The organism is Patescibacteria group bacterium (genome assembly GCA_027858235.1).
Taxonomy (GTDB): Bacteria; Patescibacteriota; Patescibacteriia; order Patescibacteriales; family BM507; genus BM507.
The window spans coordinates 12,894-36,408 of record JAQIDC010000067.1 but is presented as its reverse complement, the minus strand read 5'-3'; the positions used below and the strand labels follow the sequence as shown (position 1 = coordinate 36,408).

At 32.5% G+C, this 23,515-nt stretch carries 26 protein-coding genes; 10 read left to right on the top strand and 16 right to left on the bottom strand.

What is annotated here, in order from left to right; translation table 11 throughout:
- The 3 genes from PF572_06215 to PF572_06205 all read left to right on the top strand — a co-directional run.
- A partial coding sequence (locus PF572_06215; GenBank protein MDA3840648.1) for a hypothetical protein occupies window positions 1–498 on the top strand: 498 nt, incomplete at its 5' end.
- Between the two features lie 154 nt (window positions 499–652).
- Entirely contained in the window at window positions 653–925 is a 273-nt protein-coding gene (locus tag PF572_06210) for a hypothetical protein (GenBank protein MDA3840647.1), read from the top strand.
- Window positions 926–1,029: 104 nt separating this feature from the next.
- On the top strand, window positions 1,030–1,980 hold the full coding sequence (locus PF572_06205; GenBank protein ID MDA3840646.1) for a CNNM domain-containing protein: 951 nt from the start codon (window positions 1,030–1,032) through the stop codon (window positions 1,978–1,980).
- 418 nt (window positions 1,981–2,398) lie between these two features.
- Here the strand turns inward: PF572_06205 and PF572_06200 are convergent, their stop codons facing one another.
- The 5 genes from PF572_06200 to ychF all read right to left on the bottom strand — a co-directional run bounded on the left by PF572_06200 (window position 2,399) and on the right by ychF (window position 7,644).
- A complete protein-coding gene (locus tag PF572_06200) occupies window positions 2,399–4,099 on the bottom strand; it encodes a M23 family metallopeptidase (protein ID MDA3840645.1) in 1,701 nt (566 codons plus the stop codon).
- A 68-nt stretch (window positions 4,100–4,167) separates the two neighbouring features.
- Complete coding sequence (locus tag PF572_06195) at window positions 4,168–4,770, bottom strand: hypothetical protein (protein ID MDA3840644.1); 603 nt, start codon at window positions 4,768–4,770, stop codon at window positions 4,168–4,170.
- A 10-nt stretch (window positions 4,771–4,780) separates the two neighbouring features.
- Entirely contained in the window at window positions 4,781–5,377 is a 597-nt protein-coding gene (locus tag PF572_06190; protein MDA3840643.1) for a hypothetical protein, read from the bottom strand.
- Window positions 5,378–5,404: 27 nt separating this feature from the next.
- The gene (gene rlmN, locus PF572_06185; protein ID MDA3840642.1) at window positions 5,405–6,460 is read right to left on the bottom strand and encodes a 23S rRNA (adenine(2503)-C(2))-methyltransferase RlmN; all 1,056 of its coding nucleotides are present in this window, start codon (window positions 6,458–6,460) and stop codon (window positions 5,405–5,407) included.
- Between the two features lie 113 nt (window positions 6,461–6,573).
- Window positions 6,574–7,644, bottom strand: coding sequence for a redox-regulated ATPase YchF (gene ychF / locus PF572_06180; GenBank protein MDA3840641.1), 1,071 nt, complete (start codon window positions 7,642–7,644; stop codon window positions 6,574–6,576).
- 104 nt (window positions 7,645–7,748) lie between these two features.
- Between ychF and PF572_06175 the strand changes: the two genes are divergently transcribed.
- The gene (locus PF572_06175) at window positions 7,749–8,945 is read left to right on the top strand and encodes a methyltransferase (protein ID MDA3840640.1); all 1,197 of its coding nucleotides are present in this window, start codon (window positions 7,749–7,751) and stop codon (window positions 8,943–8,945) included.
- Between the two features lie 169 nt (window positions 8,946–9,114).
- The gene (locus PF572_06170; GenBank protein MDA3840639.1) at window positions 9,115–9,288 is read left to right on the top strand and encodes a hypothetical protein; all 174 of its coding nucleotides are present in this window, start codon (window positions 9,115–9,117) and stop codon (window positions 9,286–9,288) included.
- Between the two features lie 33 nt (window positions 9,289–9,321).
- Here the strand turns inward: PF572_06170 and PF572_06165 are convergent, their stop codons facing one another.
- From PF572_06165 to PF572_06155, 3 genes are read right to left on the bottom strand one after another with little or no spacing between them, the layout of a single operon-like run.
- A complete protein-coding gene (locus PF572_06165) occupies window positions 9,322–9,675 on the bottom strand; it encodes a hypothetical protein (protein ID MDA3840638.1) in 354 nt (117 codons plus the stop codon).
- Window positions 9,672–10,355, bottom strand: a complete 684-nt coding sequence (locus tag PF572_06160) for a hypothetical protein (protein MDA3840637.1) — start codon at window positions 10,353–10,355, stop codon at window positions 9,672–9,674. Before PF572_06160 ends, PF572_06165 begins: the two co-directional genes overlap by 4 nt.
- A 4-nt stretch (window positions 10,356–10,359) precedes the next feature.
- Window positions 10,360–10,797, bottom strand: coding sequence for a hypothetical protein (locus PF572_06155; protein MDA3840636.1), 438 nt, complete (start codon window positions 10,795–10,797; stop codon window positions 10,360–10,362).
- A 66-nt stretch (window positions 10,798–10,863) separates the two neighbouring features.
- Between PF572_06155 and PF572_06150 the strand changes: the two genes are divergently transcribed.
- Window positions 10,864–12,063: an MFS transporter gene (locus PF572_06150; protein ID MDA3840635.1), complete on the top strand. Its 1,200-nt coding sequence runs from the start codon at window positions 10,864–10,866 to the stop codon at window positions 12,061–12,063.
- 388 nt (window positions 12,064–12,451) lie between these two features.
- Here the strand turns inward: PF572_06150 and PF572_06145 are convergent, their stop codons facing one another.
- From PF572_06145 to PF572_06120, 6 genes are all read right to left on the bottom strand, one after another.
- Window positions 12,452–12,724 (bottom strand): hypothetical protein, encoded by a 273-nt coding sequence (locus tag PF572_06145; protein ID MDA3840634.1) that lies wholly within the window; start codon window positions 12,722–12,724, stop codon window positions 12,452–12,454.
- Between the two features lie 83 nt (window positions 12,725–12,807).
- Window positions 12,808–14,970: a heavy metal translocating P-type ATPase gene (locus tag PF572_06140; GenBank protein ID MDA3840633.1), complete on the bottom strand. Its 2,163-nt coding sequence runs from the start codon at window positions 14,968–14,970 to the stop codon at window positions 12,808–12,810.
- A gap of 17 nt (window positions 14,971–14,987) precedes the next feature.
- Entirely contained in the window at window positions 14,988–15,464 is a 477-nt protein-coding gene (locus tag PF572_06135) for a cupredoxin domain-containing protein (protein ID MDA3840632.1), read from the bottom strand.
- A 126-nt stretch (window positions 15,465–15,590) separates the two neighbouring features.
- Entirely contained in the window at window positions 15,591–16,457 is an 867-nt protein-coding gene (locus PF572_06130; GenBank protein MDA3840631.1) for an EamA family transporter, read from the bottom strand.
- Between the two features lie 105 nt (window positions 16,458–16,562).
- Complete coding sequence (locus PF572_06125; GenBank protein MDA3840630.1) at window positions 16,563–16,979, bottom strand: GNAT family N-acetyltransferase; 417 nt, start codon at window positions 16,977–16,979, stop codon at window positions 16,563–16,565.
- A 160-nt stretch (window positions 16,980–17,139) separates the two neighbouring features.
- Entirely contained in the window at window positions 17,140–17,754 is a 615-nt protein-coding gene (locus PF572_06120; protein MDA3840629.1) for a hypothetical protein, read from the bottom strand.
- Window positions 17,755–17,956: 202 nt separating this feature from the next.
- On the opposite strand from PF572_06120, the gene PF572_06115 reads away from it, so the two are divergent.
- Genes PF572_06115 through PF572_06100 form a run of 4 tightly spaced genes read left to right on the top strand, consistent with a single transcriptional unit; the run spans window position 17,957 to window position 20,588 of the window.
- Window positions 17,957–18,172: a helix-turn-helix transcriptional regulator gene (locus tag PF572_06115; protein MDA3840628.1), complete on the top strand. Its 216-nt coding sequence runs from the start codon at window positions 17,957–17,959 to the stop codon at window positions 18,170–18,172.
- 22 nt (window positions 18,173–18,194) lie between these two features.
- Window positions 18,195–18,554 carry a YggT family protein gene (locus tag PF572_06110; GenBank protein MDA3840627.1) on the top strand — a complete coding sequence of 120 codons (360 nt, stop codon included), beginning with the start codon at window positions 18,195–18,197 and terminating at the stop codon, window positions 18,552–18,554.
- Between the two features lie 35 nt (window positions 18,555–18,589).
- Complete coding sequence (locus tag PF572_06105) at window positions 18,590–18,739, top strand: lmo0937 family membrane protein (protein MDA3840626.1); 150 nt, start codon at window positions 18,590–18,592, stop codon at window positions 18,737–18,739.
- Between the two features lie 58 nt (window positions 18,740–18,797).
- Window positions 18,798–20,588 carry a glycoside hydrolase family 3 protein gene (locus PF572_06100; protein ID MDA3840625.1) on the top strand — a complete coding sequence of 597 codons (1,791 nt, stop codon included), beginning with the start codon at window positions 18,798–18,800 and terminating at the stop codon, window positions 20,586–20,588.
- A gap of 492 nt (window positions 20,589–21,080) precedes the next feature.
- On the opposite strand, the gene PF572_06095 is transcribed toward PF572_06100, so the two are convergent.
- Entirely contained in the window at window positions 21,081–21,608 is a 528-nt protein-coding gene (locus PF572_06095; protein MDA3840624.1) for a transglutaminase domain-containing protein, read from the bottom strand.
- A gap of 185 nt (window positions 21,609–21,793) precedes the next feature.
- Window positions 21,794–23,446, bottom strand: coding sequence for a recombinase family protein (locus PF572_06090; protein MDA3840623.1), 1,653 nt, complete (start codon window positions 23,444–23,446; stop codon window positions 21,794–21,796).
- Between the last annotated feature and the right edge of the window lie 69 nt (window positions 23,447–23,515).

Sequence of the window (23,515 nt, the reverse complement as noted above, 5' to 3'; positions counted from 1 at the left end):
GTGTGTTGGTTGCGATCTCACAACATAACAACAAAAATTAATGTACAAATGGATATGGGTGGTGAGTTCTACTCTGGTTCGAAGAGAAAACAGGAAGAGTGGAACGAGCACTTTTCTATTTACAATACCTATGTTTATGATACGGAAGGAGCTAAGTGGAAGCAAAATCTGGTAGAGCGAAGCCACAGAACAGACGATGAAGAATTCTATTGCCCTAGAGGAGATTACATTAATACAATCACAGAATTTCAACTAGAAGCTCAATTCTGGATAATCTATTTCAATAATCGCAGTCACAGCGGAATTGGAATGAATGGATTATCACCGAAACAAAAACTAGAAAAACTTGGAATAACCAATGCTGACAAAATATGTAATTTCCCCTGTTTGATTCTAGATGATTTCTTCAAACCATTTCAATCATTTTTTAACATTAATACCAGCCAAGAGAGTATAGCTACTCAATCACAAAATGTGTTGACACCTTACCTTAAATAGAAAATTATTGTCCATAGTTTTAGACAATCACAAGGCTTTAAATAAGTAAAAATAAAATTTTTCTAAAATCCTTTACAAAATCATAGTTTTGTGGTATCATTAAATTATATTAAGTTCATTAAATACTAGCTTTTTTTCTGAAAGGAGAATAGATATGAAAAATCAACCTTTAGATTTATTGATAGTCTGTTCTTGTAGAAAAGTTCTTGGCTGCAAGAGCAACACAGAAAAGCGTACTTGCTCAGAATGTTCTAAGAAAAAATGTTATTCAGGAAGATATCTTTCCGTAGAGGAGGAAGAAGTATTAGGGAAAAGCAGTATGCTAACATTTGGTCTTTGCAGTGATTGCGCCAAAGAGACAGCAAAAGTAATGGTCTTTGAAGGTAAAACATTGGGCCCCTTCTTGCTGGCACTAGTAGCCCAATAAAATTTTTTTAAGGCGCTCAACAACTGGGCGCTTTATTTTGCACTAATACAATAAAAAGGTATAATAAATATATAAATCAAAATATAAGAATGCATTAAAAATTTATGGATTATTTAATAATAGCGATACTTCTACTTTTCTCAGCGTTGTTCTCCGGGCTAACTCTGGGTTTTTTTAGTTTAAACAAAAACGACCTCGAAAGGAAGGCTGACCTTGGTGACAAGCAAGCAAAGAAGATTTTGTTAGTGAGAAAAGATGGTAATCTTCTTCTCTCAACATTGCTTATTAGTAATGTAGCAGTAAATTCTGTTCTCTCTATTTTTCTAGGTTCGATTACCTCAGGCATTGTTGCAGTTCTTATTGCAACTGGACTCATCGTTATTTTTGGAGAAATAATCCCTCAAGCATCATTCTCTAGAAATGCCCTGTCTTTTGGGGCGAAGTTTGTTTGGTTAATTATTCTTTTTAGAGCAATTTTCTATATTTTTACCAAACCCATAGCCATGGCACTAGACAAAATACTTGGAGAGGAATTACCAACGGTATATTCAAAAAAAGAATTAATGAAAATGATTGAAGAACATGAGGATTCTCCTGTTTCTGATATCGATGAAGATGAAGAGCGCATTGTAAAAGGAGCTCTCGCTTTTTCAGGGATGAAAGTTTCTGATGTTATGACAAAAGCTGAAAACGTTTTTATGCTTTCTTCAAAACAAATCCTAGACAATGAAACCCTGGACTTAATTATAAAAAAAGGGTTTTCAAGGATTCCAATTCACAATGGATCTTCAGCCACAATTCTAGGAATTCTTTATGCCAAGGACTTAATTTCGGAAGATACTCACAACAAGCTCGCAGAAGAAGTTGCTAGAAGTAGAGTCGTCGTAGTTGAAAAAGAAAAAAATCTAGACCATCTATTAAATGACTTTAGAAAATCAAGAAATCATTTATTCATCGTTAAAGAACTTGATGAATTTGTGGGCATTGTAACCATTGAAGATGTTCTGGAAGAAATAATTGATGCTGAAATTTTTGATGAGTTTGATAACCAATAAATTCAAACTCCAGAGGATGCTTCGGAAAGCGCCAAGCCAGAGGACGGGCAGGCAGCATAAGGGGAAATAAATATTTATATAAAAAAAGCCTCGTTATGTTAACGAGGCTTTTTTAGAAGAGCTTAACAATGTATTATCATTTTAAGAGCTGTGAGGGGTAGATTAGTCCCCTCGAAGACAAGGCACCTCCTCTCAGAGCTTTTGCTCGATAAACTAATTTTAATTTAGAGAAAAGAGAACAGACTTAGTTGTGTGGTGGAGTGTCGTTCATGGTGAACCCTTTCATCTAGAATTACCGAAGAGGCTTCCAATTAAAAGAACTGTTACGTTATTTTAATTATATCAAAATATTAAAAATAATCCAAGACTAATTTTGTGAATAAAAAAAGGCTAGTCAATTCAATGACTAGCCATATATTCAATTTATTATAAGTCCCGCAGGAGGGAGTAGTAGTTCTCCTATTTCTTTTAATTCAAAGAACGATGTGCTTGTTAAGATATTGTTGATGTAGAATTTTATCATATATGTCCCACGCTCAGATGAGTCAGATAAATCTACCCATGAGTTATGGCGCCACCATCCGATATATTCCCCTTCATATGGCTGGTCAGTTCTTTCCTCTATTTGGCTGATAATATTGTTACTTGGACTATACCAGACCCATTTCAAATCAATAGCCTCATATAGATTTAGTATTTCTACCCATGAAAAAACTCCATTATCAATATTATAGAAAATATATTTTTCATCAACACAATTCCAATTCTCATCAATATTTGTACAAATTTTTGCTTGTCCAAAAGTATAGGCGGTTGGCGTAGGTGGATATGGTTCAGGGTTTGGGTCTTCTCCGTCTCCACCCACTCCGCAAACTCCTAATGGACAACCAAGATTGTCCCAAACAGATTGGTTGAGATGGTCACCATAACTCAAGTAATCTGTTTCAGGGTCATTGAAGGTTCCTTCATTAATATTGTAGGTTACTTTTAGAAAATTATTAATACCGCGCTCAAACCATTGAACAGCGTATTCTTTGCCATTAACAATTTCTGAATATTCATTGCAGACAGGATAGCCTAATTGTGAATAATAAGCCTTCCAGTAATCCCTGATTCTCCCATTGATGGGAAATACAATCCCAAGATAGCCCATGCGGAGATTTAGTTTATAGGGGTTTAAGACAAGTGTTAACCAAGGAGATCCACCACTGGTATTTTGAATGTCTTGAATATATGGAAGATCAATTCCCATTTCAGCGTGATATCCTGGAAATTCATAAACTGTTCCCTTACGCACTTCATTGGCTGGGTGTCCTAGTAAATTTAATCCACCCTCGTGAAAATAAGTGATTACAAATGGTCTTGAATATGGAACAAAAATACCTCCAAAAGATGTCCCCCAGGGTTCAATTTTCCACCCGTCATAAAACATTCCAACTTTGAAATTGTTATAAGGGTTGTGTGTGTTTAGGGATGTGTATTTACCTCCTTCTTTTGGAATGAAATCAGCCTCCTCAGCATCAATGAATGTTGACTTGATTGCTTGTTCAGTAATTTCTTTGGATCTTTGAGTTTGATAGTGAATATGTGGTGACCAGTATGGAGTCCCTCCGCAGGTACCCACTTGTTGCCCTTGGGACACATTTTGACCTTCTGAGACATTGATCAATTGAAGATGAGCAAGCTTACCAAAAGTTCCATCACCGTAATCAATAATTATCGTGTTACCCCAGCCAGTATTACTGTTTTTAGCATACACAATTGTTCCATCTGCAGGCGACTGGACTGGCAACCCAAGGTCCGAAGTAGACCCCATATTAAAATCCCAGGCATAGTTTAATTTCGTTCCATCTCTGTGGGTCGGGTTTGACCATTGCCATTTTCTATCAGGAGAGTCTGTGGTACATAGCATATTGCTATTATAGGTACCATCAATATCTCCATCTCCATCTTCGTCTGAGTAACAAAACCAGCCCATCTGGTTTCCAGGATCATTGTAATTTCCTTGATCACAACTCCATGTTTGGCCACCAGAAAATGGTAACATAAGTTCTGCTGGAAATGATTGAATTGTCCATGTTAACAATAAAACTAAAATCAAAGCAAGTACTTTCTTCATGACTAACTCCTTTGGTTGGCGGCATTAAATACCGGTAGATTGTCAATGTGCTACTAAATATAATTAATTTAATTAATAAACTCAAAACTAGCTAGTATCTGTAATACTTTTGGATTATTGTCTTTCTCTGCAGACACCAGAAACATTTTGTTATTCGTATAATTTTCAATAAAGATACTTCTGGCATTTTTAACAATTCCATTTATATAATTAAAGCTTTTTAAACCAGAAAAAATAATTTCAGATTCTGTATCTGGTCTCCCATCGTAATAATCAGGATTTAAATAAACGCTTCTAATTCCTTCTATATTTCTACTTTCCAAACTAATACTAATATAACTTGTAAACATTTCCGCATCAGGAGGATTAATAATTACTTCTTTCGAAGTGCACCCCTCATCACAAGAATTAATTGTCCAATCTGCAGGATATTGTATTTTGTAACCTAGCTTTTCATTAACATATGTTTTCCAACCAGCATAGTCTTCTTCGGTGTAAATCTGTTCTGGCCAAACAGGCATATTTTCTTCAGTGCTTGTTGAAATTACAACCTCATCAATTATTGGGGATATTGGTTCTGGGACATCAATAACTTCTTTTTTTAGGCACCCAGGAAAGAGCATTATTAATAAAACTGGCAATAGAATATAAATTATAGCTAATTTTTTCATAAAAATTATTTTAATCAATAAATTTAAAGCTAGCCAATGCCTGTAAGACTTTTTTATTATTATCTTTCCCTATATTAATATTGTATACTATAGAATTATTTTTTATGGCTATCCCAGAATTATTTTTATGAGGTCCATCATATAATAATAAAGATCCTCTGTTGGCAAATATTATTTTCTTGTCTTTATAAATTTTCCCCTCCCAATAATTTGGATTCTGATAACTATTTTTTATTTCTTCTATACTTCTCCCGGCTAGTCCAATACCTATATAGCTAATAAACATCTCTGCATCAGGGGGATTAATAATCACCTCTTTCGAAGTACACCCCTCATCACAAGCATTGATTGTCCAATCTGCAGGATATTTAATACTATAACCTAACTTTTCATTAACATATGTTTTCCAACCAATATAGTCTTCTTCGGTGTAAATCTGTTCTGGCCACACTGGAATATTTTCTTCAGTGCTTGTTGAAATTACAACCTCATCAATTATTGGGGATATTGGTTCTGGGATATCAACCAGTTCCTTTTTCAAACATCCAGAAAAGAGCATTATTATTAATACTGGCAATAGAATATAAATTGTAGCTAATTTTTTCATAAAAATTATTTAAATCAATATTGCAATCTAACTTTTATTCTTAGGGTTGTCAACAATCTTCCCAGCCAACTGCCCACAGGCTGCGTTTATTTCTCCTCCGATACTTTTTCTAACAGTTGAGAAAATTTTATATTTAGATAAGTATTTTTGAAAAGCAATAGTTTTTTCTCTAGTTGATGATTTGAATTTAGCGTCAGTAGTATTGTATCGAATCAAATTTATATGAACTAATTGCTTTTTCTCAATGTGTTTTATAAAAGCAGCAAGTTCTTGAGCGTGTGATTCTTCATCGTTTACACCTTCAAACAAAACATACTCAAGAAATATTTTTCTATTCGTTATCATTAAATAATAATTAATGGCTTGAGCTAATTCTCGCAAATCAAACTTTTTGTTAACTGGCATGTGTTCTGAGCGAATTTCATTGTTTGGGAATATTAAGGAGACAGCTAGATTTAGTTGTGGGAATTCTTTTGCAAATCTTTTTATTTTATCGGCGATGCCAGAAGTTGAAACTGAAATATGTCTAGCAGAAAAATTGAAAAGACTTTCGTCGAGTAGCTTATGAATTGATTTTGAAACTTCATCCCAATTCATAAAAGGTTCGCCCATCCCCATATAAACAATGTTAGCGAGAGTATCTTCTGGTTTGTTTTTAGATAAATATTGTTTCCAAAATAAAACTTGATCGATAATTTCTTCATAGTTTAGGTTTCTTTTGAAGCCCATTGTTCCAGTTGCACAAAATGAACAACCCATAGCACAGCCAACTTGTGATGAAATACAAGCAGTCCAGTGGTTTTCATTGACGCCAGGCATTAGAACAGTTTCAATAAAATTACCATCAGAAAGTTTTAGGAGAACTTTTTGGGAACCATCTTTTTTGTCTGATTGAATTTCTTCTGGTTCAAAAGAAAGAATGTCGATTTCCTTGTCCATTTTTTCTCTTAAATCCTTAGGGAGCGTTGAGATTTCTGAAAAACTAGAAACACTATCAGTACATACTGCTTTTAAGATTTGTTTAAGACGAAATTTTGGTAATTTGTTTTCTTCTAAAAATTGATTGATTTGTTTTATATCCATTGTGTTGAATTACTAATTTAGAATTATGAACTTTGAATGAATGATTAATTATTTAATTTAAAATTAGAAATTGAATCGAAATTCAAAATTCAAAATTAATAATTTTTTTGATGCTAGTTAAACAAGAAATGGCAAATATCGCCATCTTGCATTATGTATTCTTTCCCCTCTGTTTTAATCAATCCCTTATCTCTACACTTTGCTTCACTTTCTTCACGAATAAAATCTTCGTATTTCATAATTTCTGCCCTAATAAATCCTTTTTCAAAATCAGTATGAATGACCCCAGCGCATTGCGGTGCCTTAAAACCATTTTTGTAAGTCCAAGCTCTCGATTCTTCTTTCCCTGTTGTAAAATATGTTGAAAGTCCAAGCAACTTATAGGAAGCTTTGATAAGTTTATCTAGGCCAGAGCTATCAAGACCAAGCTCGTCGATGTACTCTTTTTGTTCTTCGGGTTCCATCTTAGCAATTTCCTCTTCCATCTTAGCATCAAGAGCAATAACATCGTCACCCCATTTATTTTTGAGTTCACTTATATCTTGAGTAATGTCTTTTGTATTTAGAACATAGATTATCGGTTTGGCGGTCAATAAACTAAAAGATTTAATCAATAACTTTTCTTCATCATTCATTTCTATTTCTCTAACTGATTTTTCATTCTCAAGACCCTCTTTAACTCTTGCCAATAAATCACGCAAGACAACAGCTTCTTTCTTTCCGGTCTTAGCATCTTTAGCAACTTTGTCTAGACTTTTTGTAACTGTTGCTAGGTCAGCAAAGATTAACTCGAGATTAATTGTCTCTTTATCGCCATCTGGATCAATTTTTCCATGAACATGAATTATGTCGCCATCCTCAAATTCACGTACAACTTCACAAATTGCATCGCACTCTCTAATGTGAGATAAAAATTTATTACCAAGCCCTTCTCCCTTTGAAGCACCTTTAACTAGACCTGCAATATCAACAAATTCAATAGTAGCTGGAAGAACTTTTAGGGGTTTTGAAACATTGGCAATTTTTTCCAAACGTTCATCTGGGACTTTTACAATTCCTACATTAGGGTCAATAGTACAGAAAGGATAATTAGAAGCCTCGGCTGATTTTTTTTGTGTTAGGACATTAAATAAAGTTGATTTTCCAACATTGGGAAGACCAACTATTCCGATTGATAGTGCCATTTTATTTGAAGTAATTAATAATAAGCTATAATAGAATCTAACAGAGTTTGTCAAATAAATCAAGGAGCTTAGCTTCTTTTTTGGGGATGTGATAGTGTATATTTATGATAATTGAAGATATACAATTTTATACAACTGCAGAAGGATTAGAATTGATTGAGAAATATAAAGACCTTTCTGACGATGACTTGGAGATGCTTACTTTTAGTTTAGCCAAAAAAGGTGTTCCTCATTATCCATATTTGATAACCCTCCTTAAACTTCGCAAAAAAGCGCGAACCAAGTTTTCAAAAGCAGATGAAATGTTTTTTGATTCTCCAACTCTTGAAATGGCAACGAGTGAAAAGATTGCCAGACACATTGCTGAAAGATTTATTGGAATGAAAAAAGTTGTAGATTTGACTTGTGGTATTGGAGGAAATGCAATCTTTCTCGCTAAAAATAGCAAAGTACTTGCAGTGGACCTAGATAAAACTAGCATTGAAATGGCTAAATTAAATTCTATTGCTTATGGAGTTAATGATAATATCGAATTTAGAGTTGGGAATGCCCATTTTAATATAGACGAGGACGCAGATGCCTTTTTTCTGGATCCAATGCGATCCAGAGAAGGTGATACAAAAACTAGGTCATTTATGAATACTCAACCAAAAGTGTTAGAAATGCTGGCAAAAATATTTAAAATTACTGAAAATGTCTGCATTAAAGTTTCTCCAGCTTTCGATTATAAGGAAATTGATTTATTTCCTCAAAAACCCGAAATTGAAATAGTTTCAGAAAATAACGAAAATAAGGTTGCTCTTTTGTGGTTTGGTGAATTTAGACAAAATAAGAGAAAGGCGACTATATTTATCGGCAATGATAAAAAGGAAATAATAAACTGTGACGAAGATATTCAGGCTCCAATCAATGATAAGCCGGAAACTTATATATATGAGCCCAACAAAGCAATAATTAAAGCTCATTTAATCGATGAAATAGCAAAAGAGCATGGTTTATCAAAAATTAACAAAAATATTGCTTTTTTGACTAAAAATAGCCTAATAAATGAGGCCAGAGATAAGTTTAGAATTTTCAAAGTGCTTAGATATAAGCCATTTTCATTAAAAATATTAAAGAGAGATTTAAGAGAAGAGGGCATTGAAAATTTATCAGTGATAAACAGGGGAACTCCTATTCTGCCCGAAAAACTTATCAAAGATTTAAAGATTAAAGAAGGTTCGGATGCCTTTGTGTTGGTAACGAAATTAAAAGATGATAAAAATTACTATATAATAACTAAAAAAGTTGCTGTCTGCTAATATTAGCAAAGCTCTATTTATTTAAAACTTATAATTTTACTAAAATAAGCTAAGAGGTCTGTGGATAAATATATTATTACATTTAATGTTAGCCATAGGATTGCCCTGGATTGACATTTTAGCTAATATTTGATATAATACTAGTATAATTAAAATAAAAACAAAAATTATGAACCATGAACACAAAGAAGGTCAATGTTCTCAATGTGGGGCAAAGATCGAAGAACAAGCCAAGGAAAAGAGTCATAGAAATGTTTTTAACGCAGACTTTCTGTTTATTTTAATAACAGGGGTAGTGTTAAATGTTTATGCTCTTACTTATACTTATGCATTATTTGGATAGAATATAATCTTTATAGATTAGAAAGAAAGAGCTCTACTGGAGCTCTTTTTTGTTTTGAGTAATTGTTTGTCTATTTTGGACTTTTTTTCTAATTTCACCAATTAGGAATAATAGGAAAATACTGAATATAGTTAAAGCTAATAAGTTTAAATAAGTAAGTGATATTGAATTTTTTATAGTCAAGCTGAAAAGTAGAAATGCAAAGAAAATAAAAGGAGAAATTACTAAAAGAGCAATAAGTCTTTCTACTTTTCCTAACATTGTTTTTTTGTCACTTAAAACGTAGTCACACTTTGGGCAAGTTGATTTGAGAAAATTTTTACTGCCGTGTTTGTAGACAATGTGTTCAGCCTTTTTAAATTCATTTTTACATTTTGGACAAATCATAATTTTAATAGCTTGTTTATATACTCGATTGCCACTAGTTGTTCTTCTAAGCTGTTCTCAACTTCAAGGGCAATAATCGGGGGTAGAATTTTCTTGTATTTTACTAAGTAGTCAAAATCCTTTAGGTCGCTGAATATGTGTTTATCATGTCTTTCATTTTCTGCAACTGGGCAATATTCTTTTGTATTTTTGATTGCGCTAGCATGGCCACAACCGCAATTCATTTGAGTAATCAGTTTTTTAAAATAGATATGCCTTGGTGAATTTATAAGACAATCATTTTCTAGGTGAGAAATATCGATACATATCCCAGCATAGTTGTTAATTTCATCTTCAGTAAATTCTGTCATCGTGTTTTCGATATAAATTTCTTTTTTTAATTCCTTAAAATCAATAAGTATTGGATTTTGGTTTACTGAGTGAAAATTAAAAATTTTAGTTTTAAATCTTTTTTTCAAGTAATAAATTTCATCTTTGGTAAAATCTCCCCTAATATGAGCAAAAGGTATTTCTTCGATATTGCTTTTTTCTAATTCTTTATAGAATTTTTCTCTTTGTTCTGGCTTGAGAGGAGAAAGGAAAACACATACTTCAGTTAATTTTAATTTTTTTGCTTCGGCAAGTTTTTTATATTCATTTCCTGAAATTGCAGTAATTGTTGGATAAAATCTTACTCCCATAGCTTTATTGGCTTAGACATTCTTTGGTTCTTAAAATTTCGAGTGGACCAGGAGTAGCTCCGGCAACTATTTCATTTGTCCTTTCCGCACCTAATTTATCTATGAAACAAGTTGTCATTCCTGGAGTTATTGCTTTTGGAAGAGCTTCAACATCTACTCCAAAGCTTTCTAATCTTTCTTCTTGCTCTGTGCTTAGTAGGGGATTTTTGTCTTGTGGTACAACTTCTCCAGTTTCTGGATTGACGTTTATGGTGGGTGAGGTGTTTTCTTTAAGTCCACCAATTGCTCCAGTTTTTTCTAAGGCGTCAACTTGAAAATAGTAATTGACCATTGATCCTATAATTTTATTTCTCAAATTTAATGGATTAAAGAAGAAAATAATAATTCCTGATAGGACAAGCAATAATAGCGCAATAGATAAAATTTGAATAGTTTTTTTCATAATAGTTTTTTAATTCTTATAAAATAATTATAGCATTTTTAATCTATTTTGTGATAATATGGCAATATGAATAATAATGCAATTTCATCAATTGATATAAAAAGGCTCTTGGCCTCACATAATATTTTTATAGCAGCTAGAGTATTTTTTGAAATATATTTAAATGTTTTTATTTGGAAACAAACAGAAAGCCTTGTTTTGATTGCTTGGTTCAATATTGCCTATGTTTTGTTTCAGCTTTTTGGTTTTCATATTTTCGCTTATTTTGTAAAAAGAGGAAGAGTCCATTTCGCTCGTGCTTTTTCCTTGCTTGGTTTTACAGTTACTTACCTGACTATTTTTCTTTTGGCTGAAAATGCAATCCAGTGGATCGTACTGATTGGGGGATTCGCTGGATTTTTTAATGGGGTTTATAGAATAGCCTATCAGGTTTTGCGTTTTGATTTGACTCATAGTCAAAATAGAGGAAACTATACCGGGCTTGAAAGTGGAACAAAAACAATAGTTGATATTGTGATGCCTTTGCTGGCTGGAGCAATTATCGCTTTGAATTTTTTTGATTTTGGTTATTCATCACTTTTCCTTTTGGGAACAGTCTTATTTCTAATTTCCTTTTTTGTTGGTAAAGTTTCCTTCCCGCTGGGTGATAAGGGTTCTTTTCATTTTATGACGACATGGAGGGAGATAAGAAAGAATCGTGATTTAATGAAATCGATGTGGAGCTATTTCTTTTCAAACTTCAGTCGTGGTGGAACTATTACAAAATTGATTTTGCCTTTACTTATTTTTGACGCAATGCAGAGTGAACTTCAACTTGGTGGATGGTTGTCATTTTTTTCTATTATGGCTGTTTTTATTTCTTTTGCTTTTGGAAAGTTTGTTCACTACAAAAAATATAAAAATATGTTACTAATAGGCGGAATATTTTATTTTTTCCTTCTATTACTTTTAGTCCTTGTTCCAAAATTCTGGGTCTTTATATTGTTTGGTGCTTTGATAAAAATAGTCGATCTTCTTATTAAAATACCAAAAAGAGTTATTAGTGAAAATTTGATAGACTCTATTCCCAATGCTTCGAGTCATCGAATTGAGAATATTGTAATAAGAGAATGGTTCAATATTGCCCTAGGACGCCTTTTGAGCTTGGTGTTTTTGTTGTTTGTAGTTGATTTAGAAGTTTCACAAATGAAATTATTTTTACTTCTTGTTGCCTTCGGAGCATTGTTCGAAGCACTTCTTTTGAGAAGTATAAAAAAAGAAATTTAGATTTGAAAGAAAAAGACGTATTTAGGAGTATGAAGATATAAGCAATATAATATATTTTAGCTTTGTACTCTCATTGCTCTTTGTTTTGACAGGATGTACTACAGAATAATTTTATACAGCTAAAGAGCAAGTTGCCATAGAGTCTGGTAAAATTTTATAAGTGAATGAGGAGGGTTTAGTATTTTGACCTAAATGCTCTTGGTGAAGAGGAAATTGGGGAAATAGTCCTTGTGGTTGAAGGAGAGAAGCTGGCGGACGATGTTTGTCTAAGTCTCTATCACAAATGGAATGTGTTAGTTTTTCAAAATATTTCAAATAGCGAATCTACTCACATCTCTGCAGTAAAAAACTCGGCCAATTTGGTCGAGTTTTTTCATTGTCTAAAAAATTATTTTTTTGGGTTAGCTTTCTTCTTTTCTACATGCTTTTTCAACTTAGCCAGAGCAATTAAAGTTCCTGCAGCAGCAGTAAGTCCGGCAGCAATTTTTTGCTTTGTATTTGAATCTACTTTATCAAACTTAACTTTCAATTCTTTTGCTTTAGAAATGACTTCATCTGTCATTTGATTAATCTTTTCATGAGCAATCTCTTGGTTGGTTTTTTCGACAACCTTTTTAGTGGTTTTGTCAGATTTTTTTGTTGCTTTTTTTGGAGCAGGCATACTTTTAAATAATAAATAATATTTACATAATTTATAATACTATTTTAATATTAAAGAAAGATTAAAAATGCATAGCTCTTATGCTATTTTTTGTTTCTATAGATCCTTAAACTATTAGTTATAATTGTAACGTCAGAGAACCCCATAGCGAGAGCTCCAAGCATTGGGTTTACAAAACCAAAAACAGCCAAGGGAATGGCAAGAATATTATAGAAAAAAGCCCAAAATAAATTCTGTTTTATTATGTTAAAAGTTTTTCTTGATAATTTTACTGCCTCGATAACTTTTAATGGATCGCTTTTTATAATAATAATATCTCCAGACTCTTTAGCTATATCCGAACCAGATCCCATGGCTATACCAAGGTCTGCTTGGACCAGGGCAGGCGCGTCATTGATTCCATCACCAACGAAAACGACTTTTTTATTGTTGCCTTGTAGTTTTTTTATTTCGTTTTGCTTTTCAGTGGGCAAAACTTCTGCTAAATATTCTTTTATTCCTATTTTTTTTGCTACTACCGCAGCTGCAGTTCTGTTATCCCCAGTAAGCATTATAGAATGAAGATTTATCTTTGTTGTTTGTTTTATTGTTTCGACTGCTGTTTCTTTAATTTCATCTGAAATAAAAAATGCACCAATTACTTTTTCTCCATGTGACACAAAGTTTATTGTTTCCCCGGTTTCTTTATTTGATTCAAGAATTGAGTTTGCCCAAGATGTGTCTAGATTATTTTCTTTGAGAATTTTTATGTTTCCAAGAAATAATTTTTCCTTGTGTGTTTTGCAGTTAGCCGAAATTCCTAAACCAGTGTATTCTTTGAAATTTTCCATTGTAGCTAATTCGATATTTTTGTCTTTGGAATATTCTACAATTGCTTTTGAAAGGGGATGTTCAGAATTTGTGGCGAGAGAAGCCCCAACTTTTATAAGCTGTTCTTCTTTTGCATCGTTACTTAGTATTCTTTGAACAATTGGTTTCCCTACCGTTAGTGTGCCGGTTTTATCAAAAACGATAGTATCGATATTTTTTGCTTTTTCAAAACTTTCTCCATTTTTAATTAATATTCCATTTTTAGCTCCAACACTAGTCCCAATCATTATGGCTATTGGAGTAGCAATGCCGAGAGCACATGGGCAAGAAATAATGAGAACAGCTACGGCGTTGATTAAACTTCGCTCTAGGTTCCCAGTGGCAAGAAACCAGCCAAGGAAAGTTAGGAGGGCGATTGAAATAACAACTGGAACAAAGATGCTGGCAATTTTGTCTGCTAATTTTTGCATTGGTGCTTTGTAGTTTTGAGCTTCTTCTACGGTTTGGATAATTTGGGCTAGCATCGTTTCGTTTCGTCCTTTTGTCACTTTTATTTTTAGAACTCCATTTAGATTCATAGTAGCTCCATATACTTGAGCGTGGAGTTCTTTTGTGATGGGCATACTTTCTCCAGTTAACATTGACTCATCAATGTTAGAAATTCCTTCTATAACTACGCCGTCTAGAGGTATTTTTTCTCCTGGTTTTATTAATATGTGATCTCCTACCACGACATCATCAATATCAATTTCCATTTCTTCTCCCATCCTAATAACACGAGCCTTCTTTACTCCTAATTCCATTAGTTTTTCCATGGCTCTTGAAGCTTTGTTTTTGGTTTTCATTTCCATATATCGACCAAGCAAAATAAGGGAAGCAATTGTTGCTGCACTTTCGAAGTAGAGGTGACCTCCATTGAACATTGCCCAGAGACTATAAAAATATGCCGACAGGGTTCCTACAGAGATTAAAGTATCCATGTCAGCTCTCTTTTTCAAAAGAGCTTTAAAAGCATTTCTGTGAAATTGCCATCCGAAAATAAATACAACAATAAACGAAAGGTCATGTTGTACCCAACTAGTGAGACTTGTTCCTAGAAAGGTTCCAGGTATTTCCCACATCCAAAACATTCTTACAAAGATAGGGAGTGTTAAAACAATTGCACCAATGACTTTTGCAAATAACCATTTTTCATCATTCTCTTCAACTTCAGCGCTTGCTTCTTCTGTGTCGTTAATTTGATAACCAGTTTTGATTATAATATTTTTAATATCTTCAATGTTGAGATTATTTTTATCATATTCGAATGTTGCTTTTTTTGTTGCAAAATTTACGTCAGCTGAATTGATAAATTCGTTTTTCTTTAGAGAAATAACTATGACTTGAGCGCAACTTGCACAAGTCATTCCTTTAATTCTTAAACTTTCTTTTTTCATATATAAATATTAAATTATTAATTTTCAACAACAATAAATTTTCCCCAAACCATACTCATCCAGCAACTAAATTTTAGTTCTCCAAGTTTTGTTGGTGTAAATTCAATTATGTTTTCTTTTTGGTTTAATTTTTTGTTGATTTTACCATTTTCATGATACAAAACAATAGCATTTGTGCATCCCGTGATTCCTTTATCTTTTATAATCCATCTAACAGGCACGTCTTTCTTTATGTATATAATATTTGGTTTGTATCCAGAATATGTTACGTCCATTTCAATTATTTGGACTTCTTCAGAATTTTTGGTTTCATCAGTATTGGGAACACTTTGAGTAGGTGTTAGTTGTATTTTACTAAATCCAAATCCAAAATTTGTTAAGCCTCTATTTATCATAACAAAACCTAATATTATTACGACTGCTCCGGATATTTTAATTATTTTTTTTATTTTGGAACCACTGAATATGCTAACGACCGCTCCAAAGCCAAACATCAGTGGGATTGTTGAAGAGTTTTTTTAGAATTTTATTAGTTAGCTCTTGTTGCTCTATGTATTTTTGCTTAAGAAAATATTTAAATTTATTTTTTTAGATAGATAACTTATCGTGGTACTAATAGTTTATAAAATTATTAAAAAAACTGCAAAAATCATAATTAAACAAACAATGCCCTTGTGAAGTAGGTTTTTTTCGTGAAATAGTTTTCCACCGAACAGGGTACTAACAAGAGTTGAAAGTCTTCTGAGTGGTATTATTAAAATGATAAGAGTTCCTGGCATGGCCACAGCAATAAAATATGAAAAGTCAGCCAAGAGCGCAGCGAGGGTTATTCCTAAAAGTAATAAAATATTTTTTGTTGTACTAAAGGCCTTTAGCGATTTTAACCCATTGTTTGAAGAAATAATAACAAAATATATTATTGAAATAAATAGAAAGTAATAAAACATTAGAGAATAGTAGTCTATTGATTTTAAGATAATCTTATCCAGGACTGCAGATATACTATTCCCGACCAGCGATATTATTATAAAAAGAAAATATTTTGTTTTAAAGAACCTAAAGGGTTCCATTAAGCTGGAGAATGATTTTGTTTCGAGCATGTAGGCCGAAATCATTAATAAAAATATGCCGAGATAATTAATCAAAGAAACGGTTTCTCCTAAGAAGAAATAACTTAGCACTAGCAAAAAGATTGGACTAAGATTTGTGAGGGGTGAGACTGTTGAAATTGGTAGGTTTTTGTATGCTTGGAATAAATAGAACCAAGCGATTGCTATAACTGAAGATTTAAAAACAATCAAAGCAAGAATGTTTAAAGGAAGGGCAAAAGTTATATTTTTGTAGAAGAACATCATTGATGCAGCTGAAATTAGAGAGACAAAGAATAGAACTGGAAGAGTATTGCTGTTTTGTAGTATTTTTTTTGTAAGAATTGTTCTCCCTCCTTTAAAAACAGCAGAGATTAAAATTAATATTATCCATTCCATATTTTAAATTTGTATAGTTATTAAGTTTAGCGAAAAGCGAGAAAGATCAGGTTTTTAATATAAGTATCGCATGAAGAGTTTTCCTTTACTGGGTCAAGGAAGTTTTTAGCTTAAATTTTTTACAAATATACCAGTTTCATGTAAATCAAAACCGAGAGAAGTGTATAGGTGCCTGGCAGCAGCTCTTTTGGGATTGCTTGTTAGAACAATTTGTAAAAGTTTCAATTGTTCTCCCAACAGAATAAGTTCGTTGATAATTTTTTTCCCATACCCTTTTTTTTGGTGATCTGGATGAACAAAAATATCTTCGAGTCTCCCAATCGTTCCGTGCAAAGGAGTGTTGTACCTAATTAGTGCTCCAAACCCTATGATTTGAGAATTTTTTTCAAGGACAATTCCGAAACAATCAGAATGATCTAGAAATTTTGGGAAGTTCCATTTAAGTATTGAGCTTTTAGCAAGGAATAAACCTTCAACCTTCTCTTGGTCCGATATGGCTAATTTTCTAATATTTATTTCCATATATAGTATTTAATTGTAGTTTTATGGTAATCATAAAATTGTTATATTCTTCACCAAGGTCTAATCTCATTGTAACATAAAACCCCTAAATATTAGGGGTCTTGTTTACGAGTAGCCAAGCGAGAAAGCTGGCAAAATATTTTGATAGATTATCAAGCTATTATGTTTTTATTTTTACAAAAATCTTATCAAATTCTTTGGATGCTTTTTGAATATAATTAGTTAATATTTTTTTCATTTTCTTTTTATATCTCAATATCTGTTTTTCATTGTTTATCCCGAAACCATTCTTGTAGATTAGATCATGCTCTATCTCTGCCCATGCATGGTGCAAAATTGATGTTAATTGAATCTCACATTTTAAGTCTTTAAATTTTTTGTATTCGGAAAGATTGATTCGCTCCTCTCCAAGAGTGGCAATGATTTGTATTGCTTCGTACCCTGATTTTTTCTTTTGTTCTTCTACTTTTAAATCACGGGAAATTTCTTTTTTGATTTTTCTTAAAAATTTCTTTTTTTCAGCCTCGAAATAAAAAACAATTCTTAGTCCAACTATATCTTCAATCTCAGCTAAGTGACTATACAATTTACCTTCGTTTTTTTTTCTGCTAATCTTCTCTTCAAGCTTTTCTAATTCTTTTATTCTGGATGACATTTGGTATTTATAACCATCTCCAGTAAGTATACTTTCTAATAGATAATATACCGCAACCGAAAATTCCTCATAAAGAGGCCTCTCAGTTTTAAATTGGTCAATCAAGTCTATATTATTCATTCGCGTAGTATATCATGTAATGAAACATAAAGCATCTAAATGTGCAGGTTATTAAATATTAAAAACTTTAATAATGTTTATTGAATTTTATATATTGAGAGAATTATTTTAACATTTGACTTGTATAATATAATGTAGTATACTAATACTAGTATGATTTTACTAGTAATAAATTATAGTAAATTTTCTATAGTTGACGTATATGACAAATATTAATATTTCACAAGCGCTAGCAAGAAACATTAAGAAAATCCGTAAAGATAAAGGATTGTCACAGGACAAGCTTTCTAAACTTGCGGGAGTAACACTGTACACTATCACAAAGATAGAGATAGGAGCAACCCGTAATCCAAGGATAGAAACAGTTAAAAGAATTGCCGATGCCCTAGAAATTAGCATAGATGAGTTATTAAATTAATTAATAAATTAAATATAAACATATGGATTCATCACATTCTTCGTCGACTACAAAGTCATTGTATCGTGGAACTCAAATCGTTTGGTATATCTTGGGTATACTGGAAGTACTACTAGCATTTCGTTTTGTTTTAAAACTGTTTGCTGCTAACTCTTCAGCTATTTTTAGTAGTTTTATTTACAATGTAAGTTATCCTTTCGCTACTCCATTCCTTAATGTTTTTTCTGCTTCCAGAGTTGGAAATAATATTTTTGAATGGACCACAATTTTAGCTATGTTGGTTTATTTCTTAATAGCCTGGGGCATAGTTAAAATGTTTTTTATGAGCAAAACTGTTTCTACTCCTGAAGCTGCGGTTAAAATGGATAATGAAGAAAAATAAACTATTTCGGTTAATTAATTATTAAAGTTAAATTTATGTTGATTCAAATTGCGGTTGTTCTAATCATTTTATGGTTCCTTGGTATAATTATGTCTTTTACTCTTGGTGGGTTAATTCACGCTCTTTTAGTTGTAGCGCTTATAATCATTGTTGTAAGGCTACTCAAAGGACAGAAAATAATTTAGAATATTTTTTTTAACAATAGTTTACAGGCCTTAGATTTATTTATTTTACAGCTTACATATGAAATTGAATAAAATAATCATTATAATGGTTGTTGCAATCATCGGACTAGGTGCTTTTCTGTTACTGAAAAATCAAAATATTAAAAGTGAAATAAATAATGATTCTTCTGTTCAGAGCATAATTGAAAAAATGACCTTGCAGGATAAAATTGGTCAGATGGTTTTGATTGATAAAAATGCTATTACAATTGATGCTGTACGACGCAAATCAATCGGCGGTATCTTGTCAGGTGGTGGTGGTAATCCACAAAATAACACACCTGAAGAATGGTATGAAATGGTTAAGGAATTTCAGACTGCAGCAATGGAGTCTAAATTAAAAATTCCTATTCTATATGGGGTTGATGCAGTACATGGCAATGGTAATGTGGAGGGCGCTGTAATTTTTCCTCATAATATTGGTTTGGGAGCTACTCGTGACTCACAATTAGTTGAAAAGATTGCTTATGCCACGGCCCAAGAAATTAAAGCTACAGGCGCTAATTGGAATTTTGCTCCTGTTCTATCCATGCCAGAAGATTATCGTTGGGGTAGAGTCTATGAATGTTATAGTAGTGATATAAATATTGTTACAGAATTGGGTGTTGCCTATATGAAAGCATTACAGCAAGTAAATATTTTAGCTACACCAAAACATTTTCTTGGTGAGGGGATGGAAGACTGGGATACATCAAAAGATTACAAATTAGATCAGGGTAATCTTACAATGAGCTTAGATGAGCTAAAAGAAAAAAATCTTCTACCTTTTTTAGAAGCAGTCAAGCAAGGTGCTATGAGCATTATGGTTTCGCGTGATTCTTTCCAAGGCAAAAAAATCAGCGGTAATAAATATTTGCTTACTGACCTCTTGAAAAAAGAGCTTGGTTTTGAGGGATTTTTAGTTTCCGATTGGGGTGCAGTTGATCAAATTTCTCCAGATTATTATAAAGATATAATTATTTCTATAAATGCTGGCATGGATATGGTTATGCTACCAGGAGATTATGATATTTTTATGAATAACATGTCCTCAGCAGTCAATAATGGTGAAATTCCTTTATCACGAATTGATGATGCAGTTACGAGAATTCTTTTGGCGAAAAAATCAATCGGTTTATTCGATAATTATTTACCGGATGAAAGTTTAATCAAAAGTGTAGGTTCAGAAGAACATAGAACTATTGCACGACAAGCTGTTCGTGAATCATTAGTGTTATTAAAAAATGAAAACAATGTTTTACCGCTTAAGGATCCAAAAAGTATATTAATTGTTGGACGCGCCGCGGATGATATTGGGATGCAAGCTGGTGGTTGGACCATTAGTTGGCAAGGAGATCATGGAGAAACAACCCCTGGCACTTCAATCCTAGAAGCGTTTAAAAAAGAATTTACTAAATCAGAAATTATTTATGATGCAATGGCGACAAAAACTTTATCTGTGAAAGCTGAAGTCAGTATAGTCGTTATTGGTGAAAAGCCATATGCTGAAGGTATGGGAGATCGTGAGCTCTTATCAATATCAGCTGAAGATTTAAAACGTATTGATACAGCTAAAAATAATAGTAAAAAGACAATCTTAATAATTATTGCTGGGCGACCATTAATTATAGAAAATGTTTTAAAAAATGTTGATGCAGTTATTATGGCTTGGTTGCCTGGAACTGAAGGAGAAGGTATTACAGACATTGTATCGGGCAAGTATAGCTTTACGGGGAAGTTACCACTTGTTTGGCCAAAAACCATGCAACAAATTGAAACCAAAGATATGAGTGATTCATTGTTTCCTTTTGGTTTCGGTTTAATTTATTAAGAAAACTCCAAAAAGAAGAGGCACAAAAGTCATCAGTAAATATTTTTTATAGGTGGTGGTAGAAGTTAAAAGATTAATAAATTTATTAAATAATTTGTTTCAGTTTTTATCAAATCATGGCTATTCTATGATGATTAAATATAGAAAAAAGGGCGCAGATTATCTACGTCCTTCATTTTTTAAAAAGAGCTTTTCTTTTTGAAAAAGAGATTGCTGACGCCTAACGCCATCTTAAAATGCTAAGATATATTCACCATATATCGCACTCTCCTCTTTCCTTAATTTTAACATAATGAAGTTAAGTTAAGATTAAAAATTATTTTAGCTTCTAAAGTAAAAATAAAATAGGATCCTTTGAGAAGCCCAATGGTTTTTATAAGAAGTATTAGTAAATATCACAATTGATTAATATGACAATATTTGTGGGGCAGATTGCAATACTTGGGTGGCCAAGCGAGAAACTTGGCAAACTATTTTGAAGAACATTTACTATTAAGTTATTTTTGATTCATCGTTTATATCATGAATTCCCATGCTCCAGAGGTCGGGGCCTCTTTTCCAGACTTTCCAGCCACCTTCCCAATTTTTATTCCAGATTTGATGTTTTGTTAAATAACCTTTGAATGGAATTGGCTTGGTGAATGTTGGATCAATTCTATACCACTCATTGTTAATTTTTATTTCAACTATTGAGTGCGAATTTTTACCATCAACTCTGATTAATTTGCAGAGCTGTGCTTCAAGCCCAACTGCTTTAGATAGCGCGACAAGAATCATGCACAAATCAGAACAGGCCTTTCCATCGTAAACATAGCCATCTTGTAATATTTCCGACACTGTTCTTTTCCACTGAATGCTATCAGCATGTTGTCTAGTTTTATCGTTGTAATTTCTGAATTCTAAAGAATCGTTAATATGCTTAATTAATAATATTAGATCATCAGGGTTATTTATTTTATAGTCGCCTAAAAAGTTTAAAACAGTTTGTGTGACATCAGTTTGAGTTCTTATGTTTTCCATAGTTTTACTTCCCACCAGGGGTTATCACCATTATAACACAAAACACTCCTAATATTAGGAGTGTTTTCGCTTGGGGTGCCTAGAGGGAATCGAATGGGCAAGCCCTAAGCCTAGAATTTCTAAACGTTTTATATATTATTTAAATTATTTTGGGTTTAATTGAAAGTTATATTTCCGTCACTTTTCTAGAGGGTTTTCAACCCGCAAACCACCCAATCAAAAACACTCCTTAAAAAAGGAGTGTTTTCGCTTGGGGTGCCTAGAGGGCAATGACACAAGACTTTCATATGTATAGTGAATAGTATTTTGTATTCATCATGTGGTTCAATCGCCACAACCTTCTTGTCTTTAACCCATATTCTCTTAATTGTCATGTGTATCCATTTTTGCATTTCTTCTTTTTCAAGTGTATCCCAAAACATTTTAAAGTCTTTAATGTATTTTTCTGTTTGATTTATGTATGCATTTATTGCTGTGTTAGTCATTCCGCCCATGTCTGTTGCTTGTAATTTGTTTAATTCAATATTTATTGTTCTTAAATTTTCAAGGTAATCATCTTCACTTAATTCATCAGTATTCTGAAACTGAAAATTTATTTTATTTTTTCTTCTTTTTAATTGTGAGACCCTTTTCATGGCGGGCGTTGATTTATTAGTGCTACTAAATTTTTGTTTTAATTTTTGAAGTGTCATTTGGATAATATCGTCAGGTACATTTAATCCTTTTATAAAATTAATAACCTGTTCATCAATGATTTCAACCCTTACATTTTTTTGTGTACATTCTCTCGCCTCTCTTCTGAATTTGCACCCATACGTTAAATATTCATTTTTATTTGTTGCCTTAAATGCTTGGCAGTACATACGAGGTAACATCTTTGCATTTTCATCATTCTCTTTCCCTTTTAAATGTTTTTTGCAACTATAACAATACACAAGCCCTTGTAAGAGATAAAATCTATGTTGAGCAACTGGTCGTCCCTTTGTCCCTCTCCGCTCCTCTATGGCACTCTGAACGTTATTAAACAATGATTCTTTGATGAGAGCTTTGTGTTTGCCTGGTAATGTTGGATAATTCCTTCGAGGTGAAAATACTTGTCCAAGATACGACTTATTTTTCAGAATATCTTTAATTGATGTATAGGTAAATAAATATCCGTATTTAGTTTTTATACCCGTTTTATTTATTTCCTCAGCAATATCAGCATACGAGTAATTTCCAGTTGAATACATTTTAAATATTTTTTTAACTAATTGTGATTCTTTTTTATCAACGGTCCACTCTTTAGAATATATTGGCCTTTTTCGTTCCACATCAAAGCCTAATTTCTTTTTAACATATCCTAGCGGTGGATTCCCTAATTGTAGCCCTTGTCTCCTTTTTTCTTTAAATGCAGAGCGCATCCAAAAACTTAACTGTTTTGAATAATAGGCATCGAAAAGTTCGTTGATTCCTTCATTCAAAAAAGCGCTGGGGTCATTCCAGTCGCCGAAGTGTTGAGTAACTGATGTTACATCAATTAATAATTTTTCTCTTAAGTACTCTTTATATTTTCTTGCCTCTCTAACATTCCTTGCAAAACGTGATGTGTGATATACAAGAATAATTTTAAATTGCCCTTCTTCTCCCGCTTTTATCATCTGCTGAAAATTATCTCGCTTAAGAGCTGAAGTGCCAGTCACTAAATCTTTGTATATTTTAATTATATTGATATTATTTTTCTTTGCATATTCTTTCATGGTCCTTTCCTGATTATCAGGAGAGAAGCCTTTGTCCTGCTCTTCGGTGCTCTCTCTTATGTATGCAACACCTTTGATTACTCTGTTTTTTTCGCTCATATTAGCATAAATTGTTTATTATTGTATAATTCAATTATACAATACATTATTATAAAGGGCTAATATTAG